Raw genomic sequence first — 18832 nt, 5'->3', positions numbered from 1 at the left:
CCGGTGTAGCTGGCAGGCCACCACCGAGAGGTTCTCCCGTTGACCGTCCTTCCCGTCCGAGGCGTCTGCTACGACGCCGGTGTCCGCTATGCCAAGGACTTCCACTCCCGCCCCCATTGGCGCCCCTCCGACGTGCGCCGGGATATGACCGCCATCAGGGATGACCTGTCGTGCAACGCGGTCTCCATCATGGCCACCGAGCCTGCGCGGCTGGTCGAGGCGGGGACCATCGCCGCCGAGCTGGGCCTGTTCGCCTGGCTTCAGCCCCGGCTCATCGAGGCCCGGCCCAACGCGATCGAGGCCGCGCTACGTGAGCTGGGTCCGGCAGCTGAGCGCCTGCGCTCCCAGCACGGGCGCGTCGGCATCAACCTCGGCTGCGAGCTGACCCTCACCAGCCGCGGCATCGTGCCGGGACGCTCGTTCGACCACCGCGGCCGGCGGCTCCCGCGGCTGATCGGCAGGCGGAAGTCCACGTTCGACCGCGCCCTCGACGGGCTGCTCGGCCGCTTGGCCACCGCCGTCCGCGCCACCTTCGACGGCCCCATCACCTATGGTGCGGGCGATTGGGAGTCGGTCGACTGGTCCCGGTTCGACTATGTCGGCCTGGACACCTACCGCGACGAGCGCAACGCCCCGGTCTACGTCGATCAGGTCCGGCGGCATGTCGAGGGCGGCAAGCCCGTGCTGATCACCGAGTTCGGCTGCTGCGCCTACCGCGGTGCGGCCGATCGGGGCGCGTCCGGATACGACATCCTCGACCACCGCACCGATCCGCCGAGCATCACCACCGAGGTGGCCCGCGACGAGCAGGTCCAGGCCGACTACCTGACCGGTTCGATCGACGCGCTGGCATCGGCAGGCGTGCACGGCACGTTCGTGTTCGCCTTCAGCGAGCCGACACTGGTACACACGGCCGACCGTGCCACGGACACTGATCTGGCCAGTTTCGGCATCGTCAAGATCACCCGGCCGGGCGGCCAAGGCCCCGATGGCGCGGAGCACTGGACGCCCAAGGCCGCCTTCGGCGCTGTCGCGCGCCGGTACGAGTCGCTGGCGGCCGACGGCGGCATGATCCCCGCACCGGGACCGGCACGTTGACGGCTGTCCGGGCCGGCCACTCGGCGAGACCGAGTGGCGCTGCCTGCGTTCCTCGGTCGGCGTGCCGGACGTGCCTTCTTGACCCGCCTCAGCGGGAGGCGACCGGGGCGGTCTCCGGCACCGCTGCGGTCTCGGCGAACCCGGCGGGTTCGGCTTCCGGCTCCGGCCGGGCCGCGGCGCCGCGTTGCACGGTGCGCAGGCCCAGCGCGATGACCACGAAAACGCCGACCAGCAGGATCGCCCATACCAGGGGACTCATCGACCCGTACTCACTTTCGATTCGGAAGTCTGTGCCGTATCTGGGGTGTCCGGGGCCACCTCGGTGTCCCGGACCAAGCATGCGTCCGCCGCGGCCTGCCATGGCACGGGCTCACGCGGCGTTGACGCCCGTCCGCGCGTCCTTGAGGGGACGTTGACGCGGGCGGCGGGGGAGCGCCGCCCGCCGGTACCGACCGCGACCGGCAAAAGGTACCGGACACCCTTTTCGCCCGCGCGAAGGGACCCGGCGTCCGGCTACTCGTAGGCTCCGGTGGCGGCCAGGGTCTCGACGTGCCTGCGCAGCACCGCGAGGGTGGTCTCCCGGTCGGTCAGCTCGGGTTGCAGGGTGGCGGTGACGGTCAGCCCGTCCAGCAGGGCGCACAGCCGCTCGGTCTCCAGGCCGATGTCCAGCCAGTCGGCGACCCGGTTCAGCCTGCGCGCCTCCAGCAGTACCCGCCGGACCAGGGCACGCTGCGTCTGGTGCAGCTCGCGGGTGTACTGCCGCAGCCGTGGGTCGGTCCGCGCCTCGGTGAGGAAGGCGAGCCAGACCACCGACTCCTGCCGCCGCCGTTCGTCCAGCGGGAGCAGCTCGGCCAGTAGTTCCACGGTCAGTGCCCTGCGGTCCACCCCGGAGTCCGTGGCGAGCAGCCGCTCCGCATGCCGCAGCACCCTGGTCCGGACATTCTCGCTGAGCGCACGCAGCGCGAAGCCGATCAGCTCGTCGTGGCTGCCGAAGTAGTGCCGGACCGACCCGATGGCCAGTCCCGCCTCGGTGGCGACATTGCGCAGCGAGGCGCGCGCCAGGCCCTCGCGCTGGATCACCCGGAACACCGCCTCGGCCACCGCCCGCCTGCGGGCGGCGGGATCGACCACCTTGGGCATGCGGCTTTTATAGCATAGTCATGCTAGTTTATGTGGCACATACGTGCTACATAAGGGGTGGCCTGATGAGTGCCTGGCTGGTGGTCGTGCTGGTCGTGGTCGTGGGATTCGCCATCGTGCGGCGGTTTCTCGGCGAGCCGTTGACCGCGCGCGAGGTCTTCGTGCTGCCGCTGGTGCTGCTCGGGATCGGCGGGTTCGGCCTGCGCGAGGTGGCGGTGACCGGCACCGATGTGCTGTGGCTCGGCATCGGCGGGCTGGCCGGCTGCGGGGTGGGGTACCTGCGCGGCCGGACGGTGCGGTTGTTCCGCAGGGACGGGGTGCTGTGGCAGCGCTACACCGGCTGGACCGTACTGGTCTGGGTGGTGTCCATCGTGGTCAACAGCGGGATCGGGCTGCTGGCCGAGCAGTGCGGGATGAATCCCGATGCCCGGCCGCTGCCGCTGCTGATCGGGATCAGCCTGCTCGGCGAGATGGCCTGCGTGGCGTTGCGCGCGCGGGCACTCGGCGTGCCGTACGCGCCCGAGCGGCGCTGAGCGCGGAAGCGGGACGTGAGCGGGCTGTGCCATGGTGGATTCCGTGACTCGGGTGCCGGAAAGCAGTGCCCTGTATGACGGCTTCGCCGCGGCGTACTCGGCCGAGAACGAGAGCAGCCTGAACAACGCCTACTACGAGCGGCCCGCGACCCTGGCGCTGGCCGGGGAGGTGACCGGCAGGCGGATCCTCGACGCGGGCTGCGGATCGGGTCCGTTGTTCGCGGCACTGCGTGACCGGGGCGCCATCGTGACCGGGGTCGATGCGAGCGCCGGGATGCTGGAGCAGGCCCGGCGGCGGCTCGGTGCCGAGGCGGACCTGCGGGTCGCCGACCTGGCCGGCCCGTTGCCCTTCCCCGACGATTCGTTCGACGACGTCATCGCGTCCCTGGTGCTGCACTACCTGCGGGACTGGGGACCGGCACTCGCCGAGCTGCGGCGCGTGCTGCGGGCGGGCGGCAGGCTCATCGCCTCGGTCGGTCATCCCACGGCCGAGTACGTCATCGCGCGCATGGCCGGGCGCAGGCCCGACCACTTCGCGACCTACGAGTCGACCGAGGAATGGACCATGGCCGGCCAGACCGCGCGGGTGACCTGCTGGAACCGGCCGCTGCACGCGATGACCGACGCCTTCACCGCGGCGGGCTTCCGGATCTCCGTGCTCAGCGAGCCCCAGCCGGTGCCTGCCGCGCGCGAGCTGTTCCCCGAGGACTACCACCTGCTCGCGACCGCCCCGAGCTTCCTGTTCTTCGTCCTGCGGGCCGACTGACCACCGGCGCACCCCCCGCTAGCTGAGCGTGCGGGACAGCGCCAGCGCGGCGGTGCGGACGGCGGGCGCGACCCGCTCGGTGCGCATCCGGTTGGTCCAGCCGGAGATGGAGATCGCGGCCAATGCCCCACCTGCCCCGTCCAGCACCGGGCTCGCCGCGCAGACCACGCCGGTGCCGGACTCCTCCCGCTCGTAGGCGATTCCCTCGGCCCGCGCCTTGCCGAGCTGCCTGCGCAGCAGCCCCGGCGCGGTGATCGTGCGCCCGCTCACCCTCGGCAGCCCGGCGCGCACCACGGTGTCCACAACGGACTCCGGCGAGTGCGCGAGGATCGCCTTGCCCACGGCGGTGGCGTGCGCGGGGAACCGGCCGCCGATCCGGGAGGGCAACCGGGGCGCGTCCGGGCCGCGCAGGATGTCCAGGTACACCACCTCGGTGCCCTCCAGCACCGCCAGATGCACCGTGTTGCGGGTGGCCTCCCGCAGGTCGGCGAGATACGGCCGGGCGGCGTCCACGATGCCGCGCTGCCGGGTGGCCAGCTGCCCGATCTCGAACAGCCTGAGTCCCAGCCGCAGCCCGCCCCGCCCGGCGGGCTCCAGCAACCCGTGGGCGCGCAGATGCCCGGTCAGCCGGTGCACGCTGGACTTCGGCAGCGCCGTGCGCCGCGCCAGCTCGGAGACGCCCAGCGCCTCGTCCCCAGGTCGGAAGGCGGTCAGCAGCCTGGCCAGCCGGTCGGCGGTCGCTCCAGCACTCCCGTCCGCCCGCTCGCCGTCCCGCTCAGCGGCACACATGCGTTGAGTATGCCGCACCGGGAGGAGGACGGTGAGCCCTGGGAAGCGAAGGGAGCGCTGATGAGCGAGCGTGGGGTGGTCGCGGCGATCGTCGGGCCCGGCCATATCGGCACCGACCTGCTGGCCAAGGTGCGCCGCAGCGAGCGCATCGACCTGCGGTACATGGTGGGCGTCGAGCCGGGGTCCGCCGGGCTGGCGCGGGCGGCCGAACTCGGTCTGCGCACCTCGGCCGAGGGCGTGGACTGGCTGCTGGCCCAGCCGGAGCTTCCCGAATTGGTCTTCGAGGCGACCTCGGCCCGCGCGCACCGGGCCAACGCGCCGCGCTACGCGGCGGCGGGAATACAAGCCGTGGACCTCACCCCGGCGGCGGTGGGGCCGTTCACCTGCCCGGTGGTGAACCTGCCGGACCAGCTGGACGCGCCGAACCTCAACCTGATCACCTGTGGCGGGCAGGCGACGATCCCGATCGTGCGCGCGGTCAGCAGGGTGACCGAGGTGCCGTACGCGGAGATCGTGGCCTCGGTGGCCTCCCGCTCGGCGGGGCCGGGAACCAGGGCGAACATCGACGAGTTCACCGAGACCACCGCCCACGGTATCGAGCGGGTCGGCGGCGCCGCCCGCGGCAAGGCGATCATCATCATCAACCCGGTGGAACCGCCGATGATCATGCGGGACACGGTGTTCTGCGCGATCGACCCCGGGGCCGACCGGGAGGCGATCCGCGAGTCGATCGAGCGGATGGTGCGCGAGGTGCAGGTCTACGTCCCCGGGTACACCCTGCGGGCGGACCCGCAGTTCGACGACCCGCGGCCGGACTGGGGCGGCCAGGGGCGGGTGGCGGTGTTCCTCGAGGTGGCGGGCAACGGTGACCACCTGCCCGCCTACGCGGGAAACCTGGACATCATGACGGCGGCCGCGGCCAGGGTGGGCGAGCTGCTCGCCGGGCGGATCCTGGAACGAAGGACGGTGCGAGCATGACCGAGCGGGACGTCCGACTCGTCGACACCACCTTGCGCGACGGCAGCCACGCCATGGCGCACCAGTTCACCGAACAGCACGTGCGGGACACCGTGCGCGCGCTGGACGAGGCCGGGGTCTCGCTGATCGAGGTGACCCACGGCGACGGGCTCGGCGGCTCCACGTTCAACTACGGGTTCTCCCGGGTCGACGAGCGGAAGCTGATCGCCGCCGCGGTGGCGCAGGCGCGCCGGGCCGCGATCGCCGTGCTCCTGCTGCCCGGCCTCGGCACGGTCACCGACCTGAAGGCCGCGGCCGAGCTGGGTGCCTCGGCGGTACGGATCGCCACCCACTGCACCGAGGCGGACGTGTCCGCACAGCACTTCGCCGAGGCGCGGGCGCTGGGCATGGAGACGGTCGGCTTCCTGATGCTGGCGCACCTTTCCGAACCGGAGGCGCTGGCCAAGCAGGCCCGGATCATGGTGGACGCGGGCTGCCAGTGCGTATACGTGGTGGACTCGGCGGGTGCGCTGATCCTGGAGGAGGCTGCCGACCGGGTGGCCGCGCTGGTCGCCGAACTGGGGGAGCAGGCCCAGGTCGGCTACCACGGGCACCAGAACCTGAGTTTCGGCGTGGCCAACTCCGTGCTGGCCTACCGGGCGGGCGCGCGGCAGATCGACGGGTCGCTGGCCGCGCTCGGCGCCGGTGCGGGCAACTCGCCGACCGAGGTGCTGGCGGCGACCTTCGAGCGGCTGGGCATCCGGACCGGGGTGGACAAGGACGTGCTGATGGAGGCCGCGGAGAACGTGGTGAAGCCGTTCATCACCCGGCTGCCGGTCATGGACCGTTCCTCTATCGTGCAGGGCTTCGCCGGGGTGTACTCCAGTTTCCTGCTGCATGCCGAGCGGGCCGCGCAGCGTTACGGCGTACCGGCGCACGAGATCCTGTACCGGGTCGGCGAGCACAAGTACATCGGCGGCCAGGAGGACATGATCATCGACATCGCGGTGCGGATGGCCGCCGAGCGGGACCGGGGCTAGGTGTGCAGGGCGTCCGCGCGGCTGAGCAGGCGCACGCAGTGCGCCACCAGCCGGTCCCTGGACGCATCCAGGCTGCCGTCCAGGTGCGCGATGAACAGGTTGGCCAGCGCGCCGACCAGGCCGATCGCGGTCATCTCCCGGTCGAGCTCGTCGGCCTTGCCCGGCAGCTGCTCGCGGATCAGCGCGGCGAAGGCGGGCAGCAGCTCGACCCCGCGCCTGCTGAGCGTGGGATCCGTCATCGGGGACAGCAGCAGCACCCTGCCCTTGCGCGGGTCGTCCAGCATCAGCTGCACGAACGCGGTCACCGCGGCCTCGGCCCGCTCGGTCGCCGAGCGGGGTGCATCGCTGACCGAGCGGACCAGCACCTCGTGTGCCTCGGCGGCAACCCGCTCGTACACCGCGAGCACGAGTTCCTCACGGTCGGTGAAGCTCTCGTAGAAGTACCGCTCGGTGAGCTTGGCCCGGCGGCACACCGCGCGCACGCTCACCGCGGGGCTGCCCCCGGTGCCGAGCAGCTCCAGTCCGGCCTCCAGCAGTTGCTCCCGCCGGGCGGCCCTGCGGTCGCTCAGCGTGGTCCCGCCCCAGGTTCGGGCCGCCGTCTCGGCCATCGCGCTGACTCTCCAACGTTGACTACGGTTGTTGTCAACCTTAACCTGACAACAGATGTGGTCAGTCTGTTGTCGCGGCAAGGAGAGTCCAGCATGACAGAGGTGGAGGACCGGAGGGCGGCGCCATCGCAGCCGCTCGGGCCGGACTCGCTGACCTGGAAGTACTTCGGTGACTGGCGTGGGCTGCTGATCGCCTTGTGGGCCGGGTCGATGCAGAACATGCACCCCGGGCTGGGCGCAGGGGTCGAGCAGCACTCGCGGTTCTTCGCCGAGCGCTGGCAGCGGCTGTTCCGCTCGCTTTACCCGATCGGCGGAGTGGTCTACGACGGCCCCCGCGCGCACCGGACGGCACTGGAGGTCCGCGGCTACCACGACACCATCAAGGGCGTGGACCGGTACGGGCGCCGCTATCACGCACTCGACCCGGACACCTACTACTGGGCGCACTCCACCTTCTTCATGGGCACGGTGCTGACCGCAGAGCGTTTCGCGGGCGGGCTGACCGAGGCGCAGCGGCGGCAGCTGTTCGAGGAACATGTGCAGTGGTACCGGATGTACGGCATGAGCATGCGCCCGGTGCCCGAGTCCTGGGAGGCGTTCCGCGCCTACTGGGAGCACATGTGCGCCGAGGTGCTCGAGGACAACAAGGCGACAAGGGACGTGCTGGAGATCGAGCGGCTGCCCAAGCCCGGCGGGCTGCGCTGGCTGCCGGAACGGGCCTGGAAGCTGGTGCGGGTGCCGGTCGCCCGCGGGTTCGTCTGGCTCACCGTGGGCCTGTTCCCGCCCGCGGTCCGCGCCCGGCTCGGCTATTCCTGGTCATCCCGGGACGAGCGGCTGCACCGGCTGCTCGGCAAGGCGATCAACGCGGCGTTCACCCTGGTGCCCTTCGAGCGGCGGTACCACCCGCGGGCCCGCGCTGGCTGGCGCCGGGCGCTGGGCAAGGACCCTGCGGACGCGCCGCTGGTGCACACCCCGCGGCGGAACCTGCCGCCGCGGGCGGAACGGGACTCGCCAACGCACTACTCACCGCAGGTCCAGTGAAGTACTACCGGGAGGCGCGCGTGAAACTCGGCTACCACATCGGGTACTGGTCCGCGGGGCCGCCGCCCGGCGCGCTGGACGCGATCGTGCAGGCGGAGCAGCTCGGGTTCGACTCGGTGTGGACGGCCGAGGGCTATGGCTCGGATGCCTTCACCCCGCTGGCCTGGTGGGGTGCCTCAACCTCCCGGATCCGGCTGGGCACGAACATCGTGCAGATGGCGGCGCGCACCCCGGCTGCGACGGCGATGAGCGCGATGACCATGGACCACCTCACCGGCGGGCGGTTCGTGCTCGGCCTCGGCGCCTCCGGCCCGCAGGTGGTGGAAGGCTGGTACGGCCAGCCCTATCCGCGGCCGCTGGCCCGCACCAGGGAGTACGTGGAGATCGTGCGCCGGGTGGTCGCCAGGGAGGAGCCGGTGACCTACGACGGCCGGTTCTTCCAGCTCCCGCTGGCGGGTGGGACCGGGCTCGGCAAACCGCTGAAGTCCACGGTGCACCCGCTGCGCACCCGCATCCCGATCCACCTCGCCGCCGAGGGGCCGAAGAACGTGGCGCTGGCCGCGGAGATCTGCGACGGCTGGCTGCCACTGTTCTTCTCACCCAGGACCGACGCCTTCTACCGCGCGGCACTGGCGGAGGGGTTCGCCCGCAGGCCGGGTGGTGCGCCTGCCGACTTCGAGGTGGCCGCCTCGGTGCCGGTGATCGTGCACGCCGATGTGGAACAGGCCGCCGACCTGATCCGGCCCTCGCTGGCGCTGTACATCGGCGGGATGGGCGCCAAGGACGTGAACTTCCATCACGATGTCTTCGCCCGGATGGGCCACGCGGACACCGCGGACAAGGTGCAGGAACTCTACCTCGGGGGCCGGAAGGCGGAGGCGGCGGCCGCCATCCCGACCCGGCTGGTGGAGGACATCGCGCTGATCGGCCCGGCCGGCAAGATCCGGGAGGAGCTGGCTGCCTGGGAGGAGACCGTGGTGACCACCATGCTGCTGCGCGGGGACGCGGCGACGCTGCGGTCGGTCGCGGAGGTTTTCGCGGGCCGGTGAGTGTGTCCGGCCTCGGCAATGCAACGATGCCCGCCGAGGGCGCTGCGGAGTCGAGGAGGAGTGGCCGTGCTCAGTATCCGCCACCGGCTCAGCTTCGCGTTCGGTTCCTTCGTCACCGCGCCGTTCGCCACGGTGCCCGGCCTGCTGCTGTTGCCCTACCTGACCGACACCATGGCGGTGCCCGCCGCCGCGGCCGGCGCGATCGTGCTGGTGCCCAAGGCCTGGGACGTGCTGTTCAACCCCGTTGCCGGGCGGATCTCCGACCGGGCGCTGCGCAGGCAGGGCAGCCGCAGGCCGGTGCTGTTGCTCGGCGGGGCCGGGGTCGCGCTGCTGTTCGTGGCGTTGTTCGCGCATCCGGGGCTGGGTTCGGTGGCCGCCGACGCCGGTTACGTGGTGCTGGTGTTCTTCGTGGCCGCCACCGCGTACGCCTTCTTCCAGGTGCCCTACAACGCGCTGCCCGCCGAGATCACCGACTCCTACGACGAGCGGACCCGGATGAGCGCATGGCGGATCGCCATGCTGGCGCTGGCCGTGCTGGGCTCCGGAGCCGGGGCGCCCGCGATCGCGAACGGGATCGGCGGGGTGGCCGGATACCGGGTGATGAGCGTCGCGGTGGCCGCGCTGATGCTGGCCGGGGCGCTGGTGGTCTACCTCGGCCTGCGCGACGCCCCGGTGGGCACGCGGCGCGAGCTGACCCCACGGATGCGCGAGCTCGCCGCGACCATGCGGGGCTGGCGGCCGTTCCAATGGCTGCTGGCGGTGTACGTGGTGCAGTCCATCGGTGTGGGCACCCTGCTGGCCGGGGTGGTCTATACCGCGCGGCATGTGCTGGGCGACGCGGAGCTGCAGACCTTCCTGTTCGCCGGTTTCGTCGGCCCGGCGATGCTGGTGATGCCGCTGTGGAGCAGGCTGGGCAGGCGAGGCGGCAAGCTGACCGGGTTCCGGATCGCCAGCGGCCTGTTCGGGGGCGCGCTGCTGGTGCTGAGCGCGGCCACGATCCTGCCGATGCCGGTGATCTTCGGTCTGGTCGCGCTTGCCGGGGTGGGCTACGCGGGGGTGCAGGTGTTCCCGCTGGCCATCCTGCCGGACCTGATCGCGGTCGAGGAGCAGCGCACCGGCGCCACCAGGGCCGGTGTCGCCGCCGGGCTGTGGACCGCAGCCGAGACCCTTGGCCTCGCGCTCGGCCCCGGCCTGTTCGGGCTGATTCTGGCCACCGGCGGCTACCTGTCCACAATGGAACACGCGACCGCGGCGCAACCGGACAGCGCGATCACCGCGATCGTACTGGGCTTCTCCACCATCCCGGGCATTCTCATCCTGCTCGGCATCCCGCTGCTGCGCCGCTCCGTCCTCCCCGTGCCGCGGCGGGCCACGCTCGGGTGAACGGCGCTGTCGTGTCCTGGCCACGGTGTTAGCGTCGGTTATGGACACAGCACACCGGGAACACACCGGACACGATCACCGGCACGGCGAGGGCTGCGGGCATGTCGCGGTGCCGCACGGCGACCACGTCGACTACGTGCACGGCGGTCATCTGCACCGGGCCCACAACGGGCACTACGACGAGTGCGAACCGAGCGAGCACGCGGCGCACGGCACCCACGAGCACACCCACGGCGAGGGCTGCGGCCACGTCGCGGTGCCGCATGAGGACCATGTGGACTACATCCACGATGGACACCGCCATGCGGCCCACGGCGACCACTACGACGAGCACTGACTCCTGGCAGGGCGGCGGTGCGGGAGCGAGCTCAGCCGCTGCGCTCCAGCCGCTGGAAGTGCCCGATCAGCGCGCGTGGCACCAGTTTCCGCTCACCCGCAACGGTGATCGGCACCAGGTCCGGCGCCGCCGCCTTCCATCGAGCGCGGCGCGACCTGGTGTTGCTGCGCGACATCTTCCGCTTCGGTACCGCCATCACCGCTCACCTCCCGCTTCCCGCCTGCCGTAGCGGCGGTGGAACTTCTCCACCTGCCCCGCGGTGTCCATGATCCGGCGCGTGCCGGTCCAGAACGGGTGTGACCAGGCACTGATATCGACCAGCACCAGCGGGTAGGTGTTGCCGTCGCTCCACTCGATCGTCCGGTCCGATGTGGTCGTCGACCGGGTGAGGAAGGCGTCCCCGGTCGCGGCGTCCTGGAACACCACGGGCCGGTACTCGGGATGGATTCCTGGTTTCACAGTGTGTCGTCCTTTCCGGTTTGTGCGCCCGCGTCGTGGCGTCCGGGCGCGAGTTCGGTGTCCGCGCAGGGCTCCTCGTGCCAGGAGCCGAACGGATCGGGATAGCGCCGCCAGGCATGCTCGCCCGCGGCCAGCTCCTCGTCGGTGAGCAGGGCGCCGTGCAGCGCGGCCTCGATCTCCTCCGGGATCGCCTGGTGCGCGACGATCACCAGTTCCTGCGCCCGGTCCCCGAAGGCCGGATCCCAGCGCAGGGCCGCGAGAGTGCGGCGCTCGGGGGAGACCTCCAGCCACTCCGGACCCTCCGCCGCGGCGAGCCAGCCACCCGCGTGCCCGATGCCGAGGCCGCCGCCCGCGGACTCGATCCAGAACGCCACGTCCGGCTGGCTGGCCACCCAGGCACGCCCGCGGGTGCGCACCACGCCGTCCAGCAGCACGTCGATCGCCGCGTGCAGGCGTTGCGGGTGGAACGGCCGCCGTGCGGTGAAGGTGAAAAGGCAGATCCCGCAGTCGGTGTGCAGGGGCGGCTGCCCGCGTAGCAGGGCGCCGTGCTGGTCGGTGAGCTCCCCGCGGCGCGCCTCGGCGGGGACGGCCGCGCGCAGCGTGCTCCCGTCCGCGCCGGCCAGTTCGGCCCGGGGCGCGGTGGGCGCCACCCGGTCCAGGACCGCCGCGGTGCGGGCGGCGCTCCACCCGTCGGTGGCCGCCCCGTCCAGTACCAGCACGTCGGCGAACTCGACCTGCGCCAGTGCGACCTGGGCGAGGGTCCGCTCGTCCTCCGCGCTGGCCTGCAGGCCGCACTCGGCCAGGGTGTCCTCCCCGGTGGCCGCCTCGAACCAGCTCGCGTGGTCGAGTGCCGAGTACACGGCCTCGATCCGCAGGTCCGCCAGCACCGGCCGGTCACCGACCAGCACGTGATGCAGCGCCCAGCTCACCGGTTCCGGCTCCATCGCCGGGTCGAGCCGGACCAGGATGCGCCGGACCTCGGGCATCCGGCCCAGCCTGCGCAGCAACGGCAGCAGGTCCTCGCGCAGGGTGCAGGAAACGCACCCGTGCGCCAGCTCGAGCGCGGTGAGCTGGTCGCGGTGGCCGAGCTGCAGACGCCTGCGCACCACACCGGAGCCGATATGGCGCAGGTCGTGGTGCACCACGGCGGTGCCAGGATCCCCGGCTCGCAGGGTGTCGGTGAGCCGGGTGTTCGCGGTGGGGGACAGGCCGCCGATGAGGGTCAGCGGTACGCGGTCGTGCTGGGTCACTGCTGCTCCAGACCAACCCCGGGTGGGGCGTCGTTCAACGTCAGGTACGCGATGTAGACTAAATGAAAATGAGTATCAATACCAATTGAGGAGGGTGCATGTCAGCCGTGTGCCAGGTCACCGGTCGCGCGCCGGGATATGGCAAGCAGGTCTCGCACTCCCACCGGCGAAGCTCCCGCCGGTGGGAGCCCAATGTGCAGACCCGCCGGTACTGGGTGCCGAGCCTGCGGCGCCGGGTGCGGCTGCGGGTCTCGGTCAAGGGGATGAAGACGATCGACCGGCGGGGCATCGACGCGGTCGTGGCCGAGCTGCTGGCAAAGGGGGTCCGGCTCTGATGGCCCGCGACGACGTCCGTCCGGTGATCAAGCTGCGGTCCACCGCCGGCACCGGCTACACCTACGTGACCAGGAAGAACCGGCGTAACGACCCGGAGCGCATGGTGCTGCGCAAGTACGACCCGGTGGTCAGGGCCCATGTCGAGTTCCGGGAGGAGCGCTGATGGCGAAGAAGTCCAAGATCGCCAAGAACGAGCGGCGCAAGGAGATCGTCGCCAGGTACGCCGAGCGCAGGGCCGAGCTGAAGGCCACCATCCGCTCGCCGCGGTCCACCGCCGAGGAACGCGCGGCAGCGGTGTCGGCCCTGCAGGCCCTGCCACGGGACGCCAGCCCTACCCGGATCCGCAACCGGGACGTGGTGGACGGCAGGCCGCGCGGCCACTTCCGGGCGTTCGGCCTGTCCAGGGTGCGGCTGCGGGAGATGGCACATCGCGGCGAACTGCCCGGCGTCAGCAAGTCGAGTTGGTGAGGTGCGTCCCGTGACGAAAACGCCGAAACCGAAGCAGCGCAGGCGCAGCCCGCTGACCGCCGAGCAGCTGAGCGGCCTGCACTGGACCGATGTCGACCTGCTGCGCAAGTTCATCTCCGACCGCGGCAAGATCCGCTCCCGCCGGGTGACCGGACTGACCCCACAGCAGCAGAAACAGGTGGCGGTGGCCATCAAGAACGCACGCGAGATGGCCCTGCTGCCCTACCCCCACGGGCGGCGCGGTTGAGCCGGAGGTGTGCCAGGCTGGGGATATGACCGAGACGCCGGAACCCGAACCGGACCCGGAGCTGCTGGCGCTGTGGGCGAAGGTGTTCGGTTTCGCCCGGCGGGGTGAAACCGACCGCCTGGTGGCCTACGTGGAGGCGGGCATTCCGGCGAACCTCACCAACGACAAGGGCGACACGCTGGTGATGCTCGCCGCATATCACGGGCACGCGGACGCGGTGACCGCCCTGCTCGAGCGGGGCGCCGACCCGAACCGGCTGAACGACCGGGGGCAGAGCCCGCTCGCCGGCGCGGTGTTCAAGGCGGAGCCCGAGGTGGTGAAAGCGCTGCTCGGCGGGGGAGCGGACCCCTCGGCAGGGCAGCCGTCCGCGCTGGAGACCGCCCGGATGTTCGACAACCAGGAGATGCTCGGGTTGCTGGAGCCCTGATCGCGGCGCGCCGGGCCGCACGGGGCATGCTTGGCGGTATGGCGGAAGAGCACCATTACCTCGTTGGCCTGGACCTGACCGGCCGCAGGGTCGTCGTCGTCGGCGGCGGCACCGTGGCCCAGCGGCGCCTGCCGCGCCTGGTGCGCGCGGGAGCGGCGGTCGAGCTGATCTCACCGGGTACCACCCCCGCGGTGGGCGCGATGGCCGATGCGGGCGAGTTCGTCTGGCACCGGCGCGGCTATACCGAGGGTGACCTTGATGGCGCCTGGTACGCCCTGGCCTGCACCGACGATCCCGCGGTGAACGCGGCGGTGTGTGCCGAGGCGGAGCGCGCCAGGGTGTTCTGCGTGCGGGCCGACGCCGGGCCGGCAGGCAGCGCGGTGACCCCGGCCACGGGGGACCACGAGGGCCTGCTGGTCGGCGTGCTCTCCGGGGGAGAGTTCCGCCGCTCCGCCGCGGTCCGCGACGGCCTGCTGGACGCCCTGCGGGCGGGTACCGTGCCGGACACCGAGGGCGGTGACGACCTGGGGCACCCGGCCGGGGTGGCACTGGTCGGCGGCGGCCCCGGCGACCCCGAGCTGATCACCGTGCGGGGCAGGCGGCTGCTGGCCAGGGCCGATGTCGTGGTGGTTGACCGGCTGGCCCCGCGTGAACTGCTGGACGAGCTGGCCCCGCAGGTGGAGGTGGTGGACGCCGCCAAGATCCCCTACGGCCGGGCCGCCAGCCAGGAGGTGATCAACCGGACCCTGATCGAGCATGCCAGTGCGGGCCGGTTCGTGGTGCGGCTCAAGGGTGGCGACCCCTACGTCTTCGGCCGTGGCTTCGAGGAACTGCTGGCCTGTGTGGAGGCGGGCGTGCCGGTGACCATGGTGCCGGGAATCACCAGCCCGTTCGCCGTTCCCGCGGTGGCCGATATCCCGGTGACCCACCGGGGCGTCGCGCACGAGGTGGTCGTGGTGTCCGGTCACCTGCCCCCCGGACATGCGGAGTCCCTCGTCGACTGGGACGCGCTCGGGCGGTTGCGCGGCACCCTGGTGCTGATGATGGGCGTGGAACGACTGGACCGGTTCGCCGACGCGCTGCTGGACGCGGGCAGGCCCGCGGACACCCCGGTCGCGGTGATCCAGGACGGCACCATGCGCAGCCAGCGCGTGCTGCGCTCCACCCTGAAGGCGATCGCGGCCGACGCCGCCGAGGCGGCGATCAAACCGCCCGCCATCACCGTCATCGGGCCCGTGGCCGGCCTGTCCCCCGACGCTCAGTGAGCGTAGCGGCGGTCCAGGAAGCCGGTGATGGCCTCGGTAAGGCGGGCCGGGTCGAAGCGTAGCTCGACCGGGCTGCGGGCGCGTACGAACTCCGCGTTCGGCAGGTCGGCCGCCAGCGTGTCGGCATCGCCGAAGGGGTGGATCGGATCGCCCTGGTGCCCGAGCACGAGCGCGGGCACCTCGATCCGGCGCCGCGCCGACTTCGGCGGCGCGATCCGGCCGAACAGCACCCCGTGCAGCAGGGCGGCCAGCGCGGCGGGTTGCTGGTCCAGGGTGTCGGTGAGCACGTCCACCCATTGGTTGCCATGCGGGATCCGGTGCGCCACCGCGGCCACGCCCCGCACGGTGACCGGCAGGAACCGGGCGGCGAACAGCAGGGGCGGGAAGGCCAGCAGCCCGGCGAACACGGCGTTGTCCAGCACCGGCATCTCCACGATCATCCCGGGCAGCCGATCCGGGGCTGCCACCGCCACCTCCAGCGCGACGTTGGCGCCCAGCGAGGTGCCGCCCACCACCGCGCGGTCCACGCCGAGGTGGTCCAGCAGCGCCAGCGCCTGCTCGGCGAAGGCGGGCAGCGAGTATCGCCAGGACTCGCCCGGCCGGTCCGAGTCGCCGTGCCCGAGCAGGTCGAGGGTGAGCACCCGGTAGCCGGACGCCGCCAGTTTCCGTGCCAGCGGGGCGTGCATCCGCCGGGTGAACATGATGCCGTGGGTCAGCAGCACGACCCGGTCTCCTGAGCCGTACTCGGTGTAGGCCAGCCGGTGCTCGCCCCAGTGGAAGGACCCGGCGAGCTCGATCGGCCGGGCGGCGCGCGGACGGGAGGGCGGTGCCGCGGCGTCCCGCCCGCCCGTGTCGTCCAGTGCGGTGGCGCTGTCCTGCATACCGGCCGTCCTCCCTGGTCGGAATCGCTGGGATCGCCAGCGAATCATCTCCCACCGACAGGGCGGCACGCGATCACCCGGCGGGCAGGACCACACCGGTGCCGGGCCGCTGGCAGGGTGCCAACGAGATGAGTCAGGATTGAGCCCATGACTGATACCGCCGACAGCCTCGACAATCTGGTCTCCCTGCAGGTCACCCGCAGCGAGCACGTCGCAGAGGTCACCCTGCTCGGTCCGGGCAAGGGCAACGCCATGGGCCCGGACTTCTGGCGCGAGCTGCCCGTGGTCTTCCGCGCGCTGGACGCCGACCCGCAGGTCAGGGCGATCGTGCTGACCGGGAGCGGGAAGCACTTCTCCTACGGGCTGGACCTGCCCGCGATGATGCCGGGCTGGGCCGAGTACCTCACCGGGGAGGCACTGGCGGCACCGCGGAGGGCCTTCCTCGAGGAGATCCGCACCCTGCAGGAGTCGGTGAACTCGGTCGCCGCGGTACGCAAGCCGGTGATCGCCGCCGTGTCCGGCTGGTGCATCGGCGGCGGGGTGGACGTGATCAGCGCCGCCGATATCCGGCTGGCCAGCGCGGACGCCGCCTTCAGCGTGCGCGAGGTGAAGGTGGCGATCGTCGCGGATCTGGGCAGCCTGCAGCGGCTCGGCGCGATCATCGGCGAGGGGCACCTGCGCGAGCTCGCCTTCACCGGCAAGGACATCGACGCGGCAAGGGCCGAGCGGATCGGCCTGGTGAACGAGGTCCACCCGGACCGCGAGGCGCTGCTGGCGGCGGCACGTGAACTGGCGGCGGAGATCGCGGCCAACCCGCCGTTGGTGGTGCAGGGCGTCAAGGACGTGCTCTCGGTCAACACCGAGCAGCAGGTCACCGCCGGGCTGCGTTACGTGTCCACCTGGAACGCGGCCTTCCTGCCGAGCAAGGACCTCGCCGAGGCGGTGCAGGCCTTCATGGAGCGGCGGGAACCGGACTACCAGGGCGAATAGGTCCGGCCGGTGGGCAGTCACCGGTCACGCTCGGTAGTGCCGAGGCGACCACATTCTGTCCATTGTGGAGTTTTACTCTGGGTGTCGCCGGTTCGGGTCAGCGATCCTCCGGGTGAACGTTCGCCCTGGGGGTTAACGGATCGGGGCTGAGTGCCGACAGTCACAGTGGATGCTCCCGACGACGCGCATTCGGTCGCCGGGGGCGTCCGGACAACCCCGAGATCGACACTGAGAGTGTTGGACATGTACGGCGACGCGGAAAGCGACACTGATACCCCGGCAGCCCCGAGCCCGGCCGGGGTTCCCCCGACCACCCCCTGCACGGTGGTGTGGAGCCAAGGCCGGGCTTACGTCCTGGAGAACGCCTCTGGCAGACCGCGCTGGATGGGCACCGACTCGCACGGCCGCCCGCAGGCGCTGACCGGCGAGGACCTGCGACGGCGTGGCTGGAGCTACCACCGGGCCAGCTGAGCGCCCGTTCCGGAACCGGCGGCGTTCCCGACGGGCAGCGGGCGGCCGGGCTACGGTGAGCGGGTGAGTGACGCTCCCGAGCCCGCCGGCGCGCCCGAGTCGCCCTCGCTCGCCCGGCAGGCGCTGACCGTCCCGAACCTGCTTTCCATTCTGCGCCTTGCGCTCGTCCCGGTCTTCCTGTGGCTGCTGCTCGGTCCGGAGGAGGACGGCTGGGCACTGGCGATCCTGGTGTTCGCCGGTGTCAGCGACTGGCTGGACGGCAAGCTGGCCCGCTGGCTGAACCAGATGAGCAGGCTCGGCCAGCTGCTCGACCCCGCGGCGGACCGGCTCTACATCGCCGCGACCCTGCTGGCCTTCCTGCTGCGCGAGATCGTGCCCTGGTGGGTGGTGGCGGCCCTGATCGGGCGCGAGCTGGTGGTCGGGCTGTGCCTGCTGGTGCTACGGCGCAACGGTTACGGGCCGCCCGAGGTCACCTACATCGGCAAGAGCGCCACGTTCAACCTGATGTACGCGTTCCCCCTGCTGCTGCTCACCCAGGGCGGATCGACGGTGGCCGAGCTCGCCCGCCCGGTCGCCTACGCCTTCACCATCTGGGGTGGTGCGCTGTACCTCTGGTCGGGTGCGCTCTATGTACTCCAGACGGCGCGGGCGATCTCGCTGCACAGGGGTGCCGAAACGGCCGGGTAAGTGCCAGACTGCGCGGAAAGCGGCCGGAGCGGCCGCGGGCGAAAGGGGCATGGTGTCCGCCAGCTTGTCCAGTCCGGAAGAACTTCGCTATACCGAAGAGCACGAGTGGGTGGCCGCACGGGACGGTGGCTCGGCCAGGGTGGGGATCACCGAGTACGCCCAGGACCAGCTCGGCGACGTGGTGTTCGTCGACCTGCCCGAGCCCGGAACGCCGGTGCGTGCGGGCGAGCCCTTCGGCGAGGTGGAGTCCACCAAGAGCGTGTCCGAGCTGTTCGCCCCCGTCGACGGGGAGATCCTCGCGGTGAACGACGCCGTGGCCGAGTCCCCGGAACTGATCAACAGCGACCCCTACGGCGAGGGCTGGCTGGTCGAGATCCGGATGACGGACCCGGCCGCACTGGAACAGTTGCTGGATGCCGAGGCCTACCAGCGGGTGATCGACGGCTGAGCCGAAGGCCAGGGCGGCACCATGTCCGGCCCGTCCCGCGGTGATCTTCCCACGCCGCGGGAGCGGGACTGCCTGTTCGGGGAGCCCGGGCGTGGAGAACCGATCAGGCACGGTACGTTGGCAGCTACACGTTCCCGAGTAACACGACGTTTCATCGCGTAA

At 71.7% G+C, this 18832-nt stretch carries 27 protein-coding genes; 19 read left to right on the top strand and 8 right to left on the bottom strand.

What is annotated here, in order from left to right; genetic code table 11:
* Window positions 1-39: 39 nt before the first annotated feature.
* On the top strand, window positions 40-1098 hold the full coding sequence (locus KOI47_RS18710; RefSeq protein ID WP_216205036.1) for a hypothetical protein: 1059 nt from the start codon (window positions 40-42) through the stop codon (window positions 1096-1098).
* 88 nt (window positions 1099-1186) lie between these two features.
* Here the strand turns inward: KOI47_RS18710 and KOI47_RS18705 are convergent, their stop codons facing one another.
* Both KOI47_RS18705 and KOI47_RS18700 read right to left on the bottom strand, forming a co-directional pair.
* The gene (locus KOI47_RS18705) at window positions 1187-1357 is read right to left on the bottom strand and encodes a hypothetical protein (RefSeq protein WP_216205034.1); all 171 of its coding nucleotides are present in this window, start codon (window positions 1355-1357) and stop codon (window positions 1187-1189) included.
* 254 nt (window positions 1358-1611) lie between these two features.
* Window positions 1612-2238: a TetR/AcrR family transcriptional regulator gene (locus tag KOI47_RS18700; RefSeq protein WP_216205032.1), complete on the bottom strand. Its 627-nt coding sequence runs from the start codon at window positions 2236-2238 to the stop codon at window positions 1612-1614.
* A 65-nt stretch (window positions 2239-2303) separates the two neighbouring features.
* Here KOI47_RS18700 and KOI47_RS18695 point away from each other — a divergent pair, with 65 nt between their 5' ends.
* Both KOI47_RS18695 and KOI47_RS18690 read left to right on the top strand, forming a co-directional pair.
* Window positions 2304-2771 (top strand): DUF1453 domain-containing protein, encoded by a 468-nt coding sequence (locus tag KOI47_RS18695; protein WP_216205028.1) that lies wholly within the window; start codon window positions 2304-2306, stop codon window positions 2769-2771.
* A gap of 31 nt (window positions 2772-2802) precedes the next feature.
* The gene (locus KOI47_RS18690; RefSeq protein ID WP_216205026.1) at window positions 2803-3537 is read left to right on the top strand and encodes a class I SAM-dependent methyltransferase; all 735 of its coding nucleotides are present in this window, start codon (window positions 2803-2805) and stop codon (window positions 3535-3537) included.
* Window positions 3538-3555: 18 nt separating this feature from the next.
* Here KOI47_RS18690 and KOI47_RS18685 read toward each other — a convergent pair whose 3' ends face one another.
* Complete coding sequence (locus KOI47_RS18685; protein ID WP_216205023.1) at window positions 3556-4326, bottom strand: IclR family transcriptional regulator; 771 nt, start codon at window positions 4324-4326, stop codon at window positions 3556-3558.
* 60 nt (window positions 4327-4386) lie between these two features.
* On the opposite strand from KOI47_RS18685, the gene KOI47_RS18680 reads away from it, so the two are divergent.
* The gene (locus KOI47_RS18680; RefSeq protein WP_216205020.1) at window positions 4387-5304 is read left to right on the top strand and encodes an acetaldehyde dehydrogenase (acetylating); all 918 of its coding nucleotides are present in this window, start codon (window positions 4387-4389) and stop codon (window positions 5302-5304) included.
* The gene (dmpG, locus tag KOI47_RS18675) at window positions 5301-6323 is read left to right on the top strand and encodes a 4-hydroxy-2-oxovalerate aldolase (protein ID WP_216205017.1); all 1023 of its coding nucleotides are present in this window, start codon (window positions 5301-5303) and stop codon (window positions 6321-6323) included. The genes KOI47_RS18680 and dmpG overlap by 4 nt, the downstream gene beginning before the upstream one ends.
* Here the strand turns inward: dmpG and KOI47_RS18670 are convergent.
* Window positions 6320-6931 carry a TetR/AcrR family transcriptional regulator gene (locus KOI47_RS18670; RefSeq protein WP_216205015.1) on the bottom strand — a complete coding sequence of 204 codons (612 nt, stop codon included), beginning with the start codon at window positions 6929-6931 and terminating at the stop codon, window positions 6320-6322. The genes dmpG and KOI47_RS18670 overlap by 4 nt on opposite strands.
* Window positions 6932-7024: 93 nt before the next feature.
* On the opposite strand from KOI47_RS18670, the gene KOI47_RS18665 reads away from it, so the two are divergent.
* The 4 genes from KOI47_RS18665 to KOI47_RS18650 are packed head-to-tail and all read left to right on the top strand — an operon-like array spanning window position 7025 to window position 10741.
* The gene (locus KOI47_RS18665; RefSeq protein ID WP_216205012.1) at window positions 7025-7972 is read left to right on the top strand and encodes an oxygenase MpaB family protein; all 948 of its coding nucleotides are present in this window, start codon (window positions 7025-7027) and stop codon (window positions 7970-7972) included.
* A 20-nt stretch (window positions 7973-7992) separates the two neighbouring features.
* Window positions 7993-9021, top strand: coding sequence for an LLM class F420-dependent oxidoreductase (locus KOI47_RS18660; RefSeq protein ID WP_216205009.1), 1029 nt, complete (start codon window positions 7993-7995; stop codon window positions 9019-9021).
* 60 nt (window positions 9022-9081) lie between these two features.
* The gene (locus tag KOI47_RS18655; protein WP_216205006.1) at window positions 9082-10404 is read left to right on the top strand and encodes an MFS transporter; all 1323 of its coding nucleotides are present in this window, start codon (window positions 9082-9084) and stop codon (window positions 10402-10404) included.
* A gap of 40 nt (window positions 10405-10444) precedes the next feature.
* A complete protein-coding gene (locus tag KOI47_RS18650) occupies window positions 10445-10741 on the top strand; it encodes a hypothetical protein (protein WP_216205003.1) in 297 nt (98 codons plus the stop codon).
* Between the two features lie 31 nt (window positions 10742-10772).
* Here KOI47_RS18650 and rpmF read toward each other — a convergent pair whose 3' ends face one another.
* The 3 genes from rpmF to mrf are packed head-to-tail and all read right to left on the bottom strand — an operon-like array spanning window position 10773 to window position 12450.
* Window positions 10773-10937, bottom strand: a complete 165-nt coding sequence (gene rpmF / locus KOI47_RS18645) for a 50S ribosomal protein L32 (protein WP_216205001.1) — start codon at window positions 10935-10937, stop codon at window positions 10773-10775.
* Window positions 10937-11200 carry a type B 50S ribosomal protein L31 gene (locus tag KOI47_RS18640; protein WP_216204998.1) on the bottom strand — a complete coding sequence of 88 codons (264 nt, stop codon included), beginning with the start codon at window positions 11198-11200 and terminating at the stop codon, window positions 10937-10939. The genes rpmF and KOI47_RS18640 overlap by 1 nt, the downstream gene beginning before the upstream one ends.
* Entirely contained in the window at window positions 11197-12450 is a 1254-nt protein-coding gene (mrf, locus tag KOI47_RS18635; RefSeq protein ID WP_216204995.1) for a ribosome hibernation factor-recruiting GTPase MRF, read from the bottom strand. The genes KOI47_RS18640 and mrf overlap by 4 nt, the downstream gene beginning before the upstream one ends.
* Before the next feature lie 98 nt (window positions 12451-12548).
* Between mrf and rpmB the strand changes: the two genes are divergently transcribed.
* The 6 genes from rpmB to cobA are packed head-to-tail and all read left to right on the top strand — an operon-like array spanning window position 12549 to window position 15193.
* Window positions 12549-12785 carry a 50S ribosomal protein L28 gene (gene rpmB / locus KOI47_RS18630; RefSeq protein WP_141995711.1) on the top strand — a complete coding sequence of 79 codons (237 nt, stop codon included), beginning with the start codon at window positions 12549-12551 and terminating at the stop codon, window positions 12783-12785.
* Window positions 12785-12949: a 50S ribosomal protein L33 gene (rpmG, locus tag KOI47_RS18625; protein WP_216204994.1), complete on the top strand. Its 165-nt coding sequence runs from the start codon at window positions 12785-12787 to the stop codon at window positions 12947-12949. The genes rpmB and rpmG overlap by 1 nt, the downstream gene beginning before the upstream one ends.
* Window positions 12949-13254, top strand: coding sequence for a 30S ribosomal protein S14 (gene rpsN / locus KOI47_RS18620; RefSeq protein ID WP_216204991.1), 306 nt, complete (start codon window positions 12949-12951; stop codon window positions 13252-13254). The genes rpmG and rpsN overlap by 1 nt, the downstream gene beginning before the upstream one ends.
* Before the next feature lie 10 nt (window positions 13255-13264).
* The gene (rpsR, locus tag KOI47_RS18615) at window positions 13265-13501 is read left to right on the top strand and encodes a 30S ribosomal protein S18 (RefSeq protein WP_232376098.1); all 237 of its coding nucleotides are present in this window, start codon (window positions 13265-13267) and stop codon (window positions 13499-13501) included.
* A gap of 25 nt (window positions 13502-13526) precedes the next feature.
* Window positions 13527-13928: an ankyrin repeat domain-containing protein gene (locus tag KOI47_RS18610; protein WP_216204984.1), complete on the top strand. Its 402-nt coding sequence runs from the start codon at window positions 13527-13529 to the stop codon at window positions 13926-13928.
* 38 nt (window positions 13929-13966) lie between these two features.
* The gene (cobA, locus tag KOI47_RS18605) at window positions 13967-15193 is read left to right on the top strand and encodes a uroporphyrinogen-III C-methyltransferase (RefSeq protein ID WP_216204981.1); all 1227 of its coding nucleotides are present in this window, start codon (window positions 13967-13969) and stop codon (window positions 15191-15193) included.
* Here the strand turns inward: cobA and KOI47_RS18600 are convergent.
* Window positions 15187-16074 (bottom strand): alpha/beta fold hydrolase, encoded by an 888-nt coding sequence (locus KOI47_RS18600; RefSeq protein WP_216204977.1) that lies wholly within the window; start codon window positions 16072-16074, stop codon window positions 15187-15189. The genes cobA and KOI47_RS18600 overlap by 7 nt on opposite strands.
* 147 nt (window positions 16075-16221) lie before the next feature.
* Here KOI47_RS18600 and KOI47_RS18595 point away from each other — a divergent pair, with 147 nt between their 5' ends.
* The 4 genes from KOI47_RS18595 to gcvH all read left to right on the top strand — a co-directional run bounded on the left by KOI47_RS18595 (window position 16222) and on the right by gcvH (window position 18670).
* Complete coding sequence (locus KOI47_RS18595; protein WP_216204974.1) at window positions 16222-17064, top strand: crotonase/enoyl-CoA hydratase family protein; 843 nt, start codon at window positions 16222-16224, stop codon at window positions 17062-17064.
* A gap of 243 nt (window positions 17065-17307) precedes the next feature.
* Window positions 17308-17535: a hypothetical protein gene (locus KOI47_RS18590; protein ID WP_216204970.1), complete on the top strand. Its 228-nt coding sequence runs from the start codon at window positions 17308-17310 to the stop codon at window positions 17533-17535.
* A gap of 63 nt (window positions 17536-17598) precedes the next feature.
* Window positions 17599-18222 (top strand): CDP-alcohol phosphatidyltransferase family protein, encoded by a 624-nt coding sequence (locus KOI47_RS18585; protein ID WP_216204968.1) that lies wholly within the window; start codon window positions 17599-17601, stop codon window positions 18220-18222.
* 64 nt (window positions 18223-18286) lie between these two features.
* On the top strand, window positions 18287-18670 hold the full coding sequence (gene gcvH / locus KOI47_RS18580) for a glycine cleavage system protein GcvH (protein ID WP_216204965.1): 384 nt from the start codon (window positions 18287-18289) through the stop codon (window positions 18668-18670).
* Window positions 18671-18832 lie beyond the last annotated feature (162 nt).

This window comes from Amycolatopsis aidingensis, from assembly GCF_018885265.1.
Taxonomy (GTDB): domain Bacteria; phylum Actinomycetota; class Actinomycetes; order Mycobacteriales; family Pseudonocardiaceae; genus Amycolatopsis; species Amycolatopsis aidingensis.
This window is presented reverse-complemented; position numbering and strand designations above follow the sequence as displayed.

Excerpts from the sequence above, each read along its gene's own strand:
- KOI47_RS18705 (WP_216205034.1), bottom strand. The coding sequence starts at position 1,357 with ATGAGTCCCCTGGTATGGGCGATCCTGCTGGTCGGCGTTTTCGTGGTC.
- KOI47_RS18700 (WP_216205032.1), bottom strand. The coding sequence starts at position 2,238 with ATGCCCAAGGTGGTCGATCCCGCCGCCCGCAGGCGGGCGGTGGCCGAG.
- KOI47_RS18695 (WP_216205028.1), top strand. The coding sequence starts at position 2,304 with ATGAGTGCCTGGCTGGTGGTCGTGCTGGTCGTGGTCGTGGGATTCGCC.
- KOI47_RS18690 (WP_216205026.1), top strand. The coding sequence starts at position 2,803 with ATGGTGGATTCCGTGACTCGGGTGCCGGAAAGCAGTGCCCTGTATGAC.
- KOI47_RS18685 (WP_216205023.1), bottom strand. The coding sequence starts at position 4,326 with ATGTGTGCCGCTGAGCGGGACGGCGAGCGGGCGGACGGGAGTGCTGGA.
- KOI47_RS18680 (WP_216205020.1), top strand. The coding sequence starts at position 4,387 with ATGAGCGAGCGTGGGGTGGTCGCGGCGATCGTCGGGCCCGGCCATATC.
- dmpG (WP_216205017.1), top strand. The coding sequence starts at position 5,301 with ATGACCGAGCGGGACGTCCGACTCGTCGACACCACCTTGCGCGACGGC.
- KOI47_RS18670 (WP_216205015.1), bottom strand. The coding sequence starts at position 6,931 with ATGGCCGAGACGGCGGCCCGAACCTGGGGCGGGACCACGCTGAGCGAC.
- KOI47_RS18665 (WP_216205012.1), top strand. The coding sequence starts at position 7,025 with ATGACAGAGGTGGAGGACCGGAGGGCGGCGCCATCGCAGCCGCTCGGG.
- KOI47_RS18650 (WP_216205003.1), top strand. The coding sequence starts at position 10,445 with ATGGACACAGCACACCGGGAACACACCGGACACGATCACCGGCACGGC.
- rpmF (WP_216205001.1), bottom strand. The coding sequence starts at position 10,937 with ATGGCGGTACCGAAGCGGAAGATGTCGCGCAGCAACACCAGGTCGCGC.
- rpmB (WP_141995711.1), top strand. The coding sequence starts at position 12,549 with ATGTCAGCCGTGTGCCAGGTCACCGGTCGCGCGCCGGGATATGGCAAG.
- rpmG (WP_216204994.1), top strand. The coding sequence starts at position 12,785 with ATGGCCCGCGACGACGTCCGTCCGGTGATCAAGCTGCGGTCCACCGCC.
- rpsN (WP_216204991.1), top strand. The coding sequence starts at position 12,949 with ATGGCGAAGAAGTCCAAGATCGCCAAGAACGAGCGGCGCAAGGAGATC.
- KOI47_RS18610 (WP_216204984.1), top strand. The coding sequence starts at position 13,527 with ATGACCGAGACGCCGGAACCCGAACCGGACCCGGAGCTGCTGGCGCTG.
- cobA (WP_216204981.1), top strand. The coding sequence starts at position 13,967 with ATGGCGGAAGAGCACCATTACCTCGTTGGCCTGGACCTGACCGGCCGC.
- KOI47_RS18600 (WP_216204977.1), bottom strand. The coding sequence starts at position 16,074 with ATGCAGGACAGCGCCACCGCACTGGACGACACGGGCGGGCGGGACGCC.
- KOI47_RS18595 (WP_216204974.1), top strand. The coding sequence starts at position 16,222 with ATGACTGATACCGCCGACAGCCTCGACAATCTGGTCTCCCTGCAGGTC.
- KOI47_RS18590 (WP_216204970.1), top strand. The coding sequence starts at position 17,308 with ATGTACGGCGACGCGGAAAGCGACACTGATACCCCGGCAGCCCCGAGC.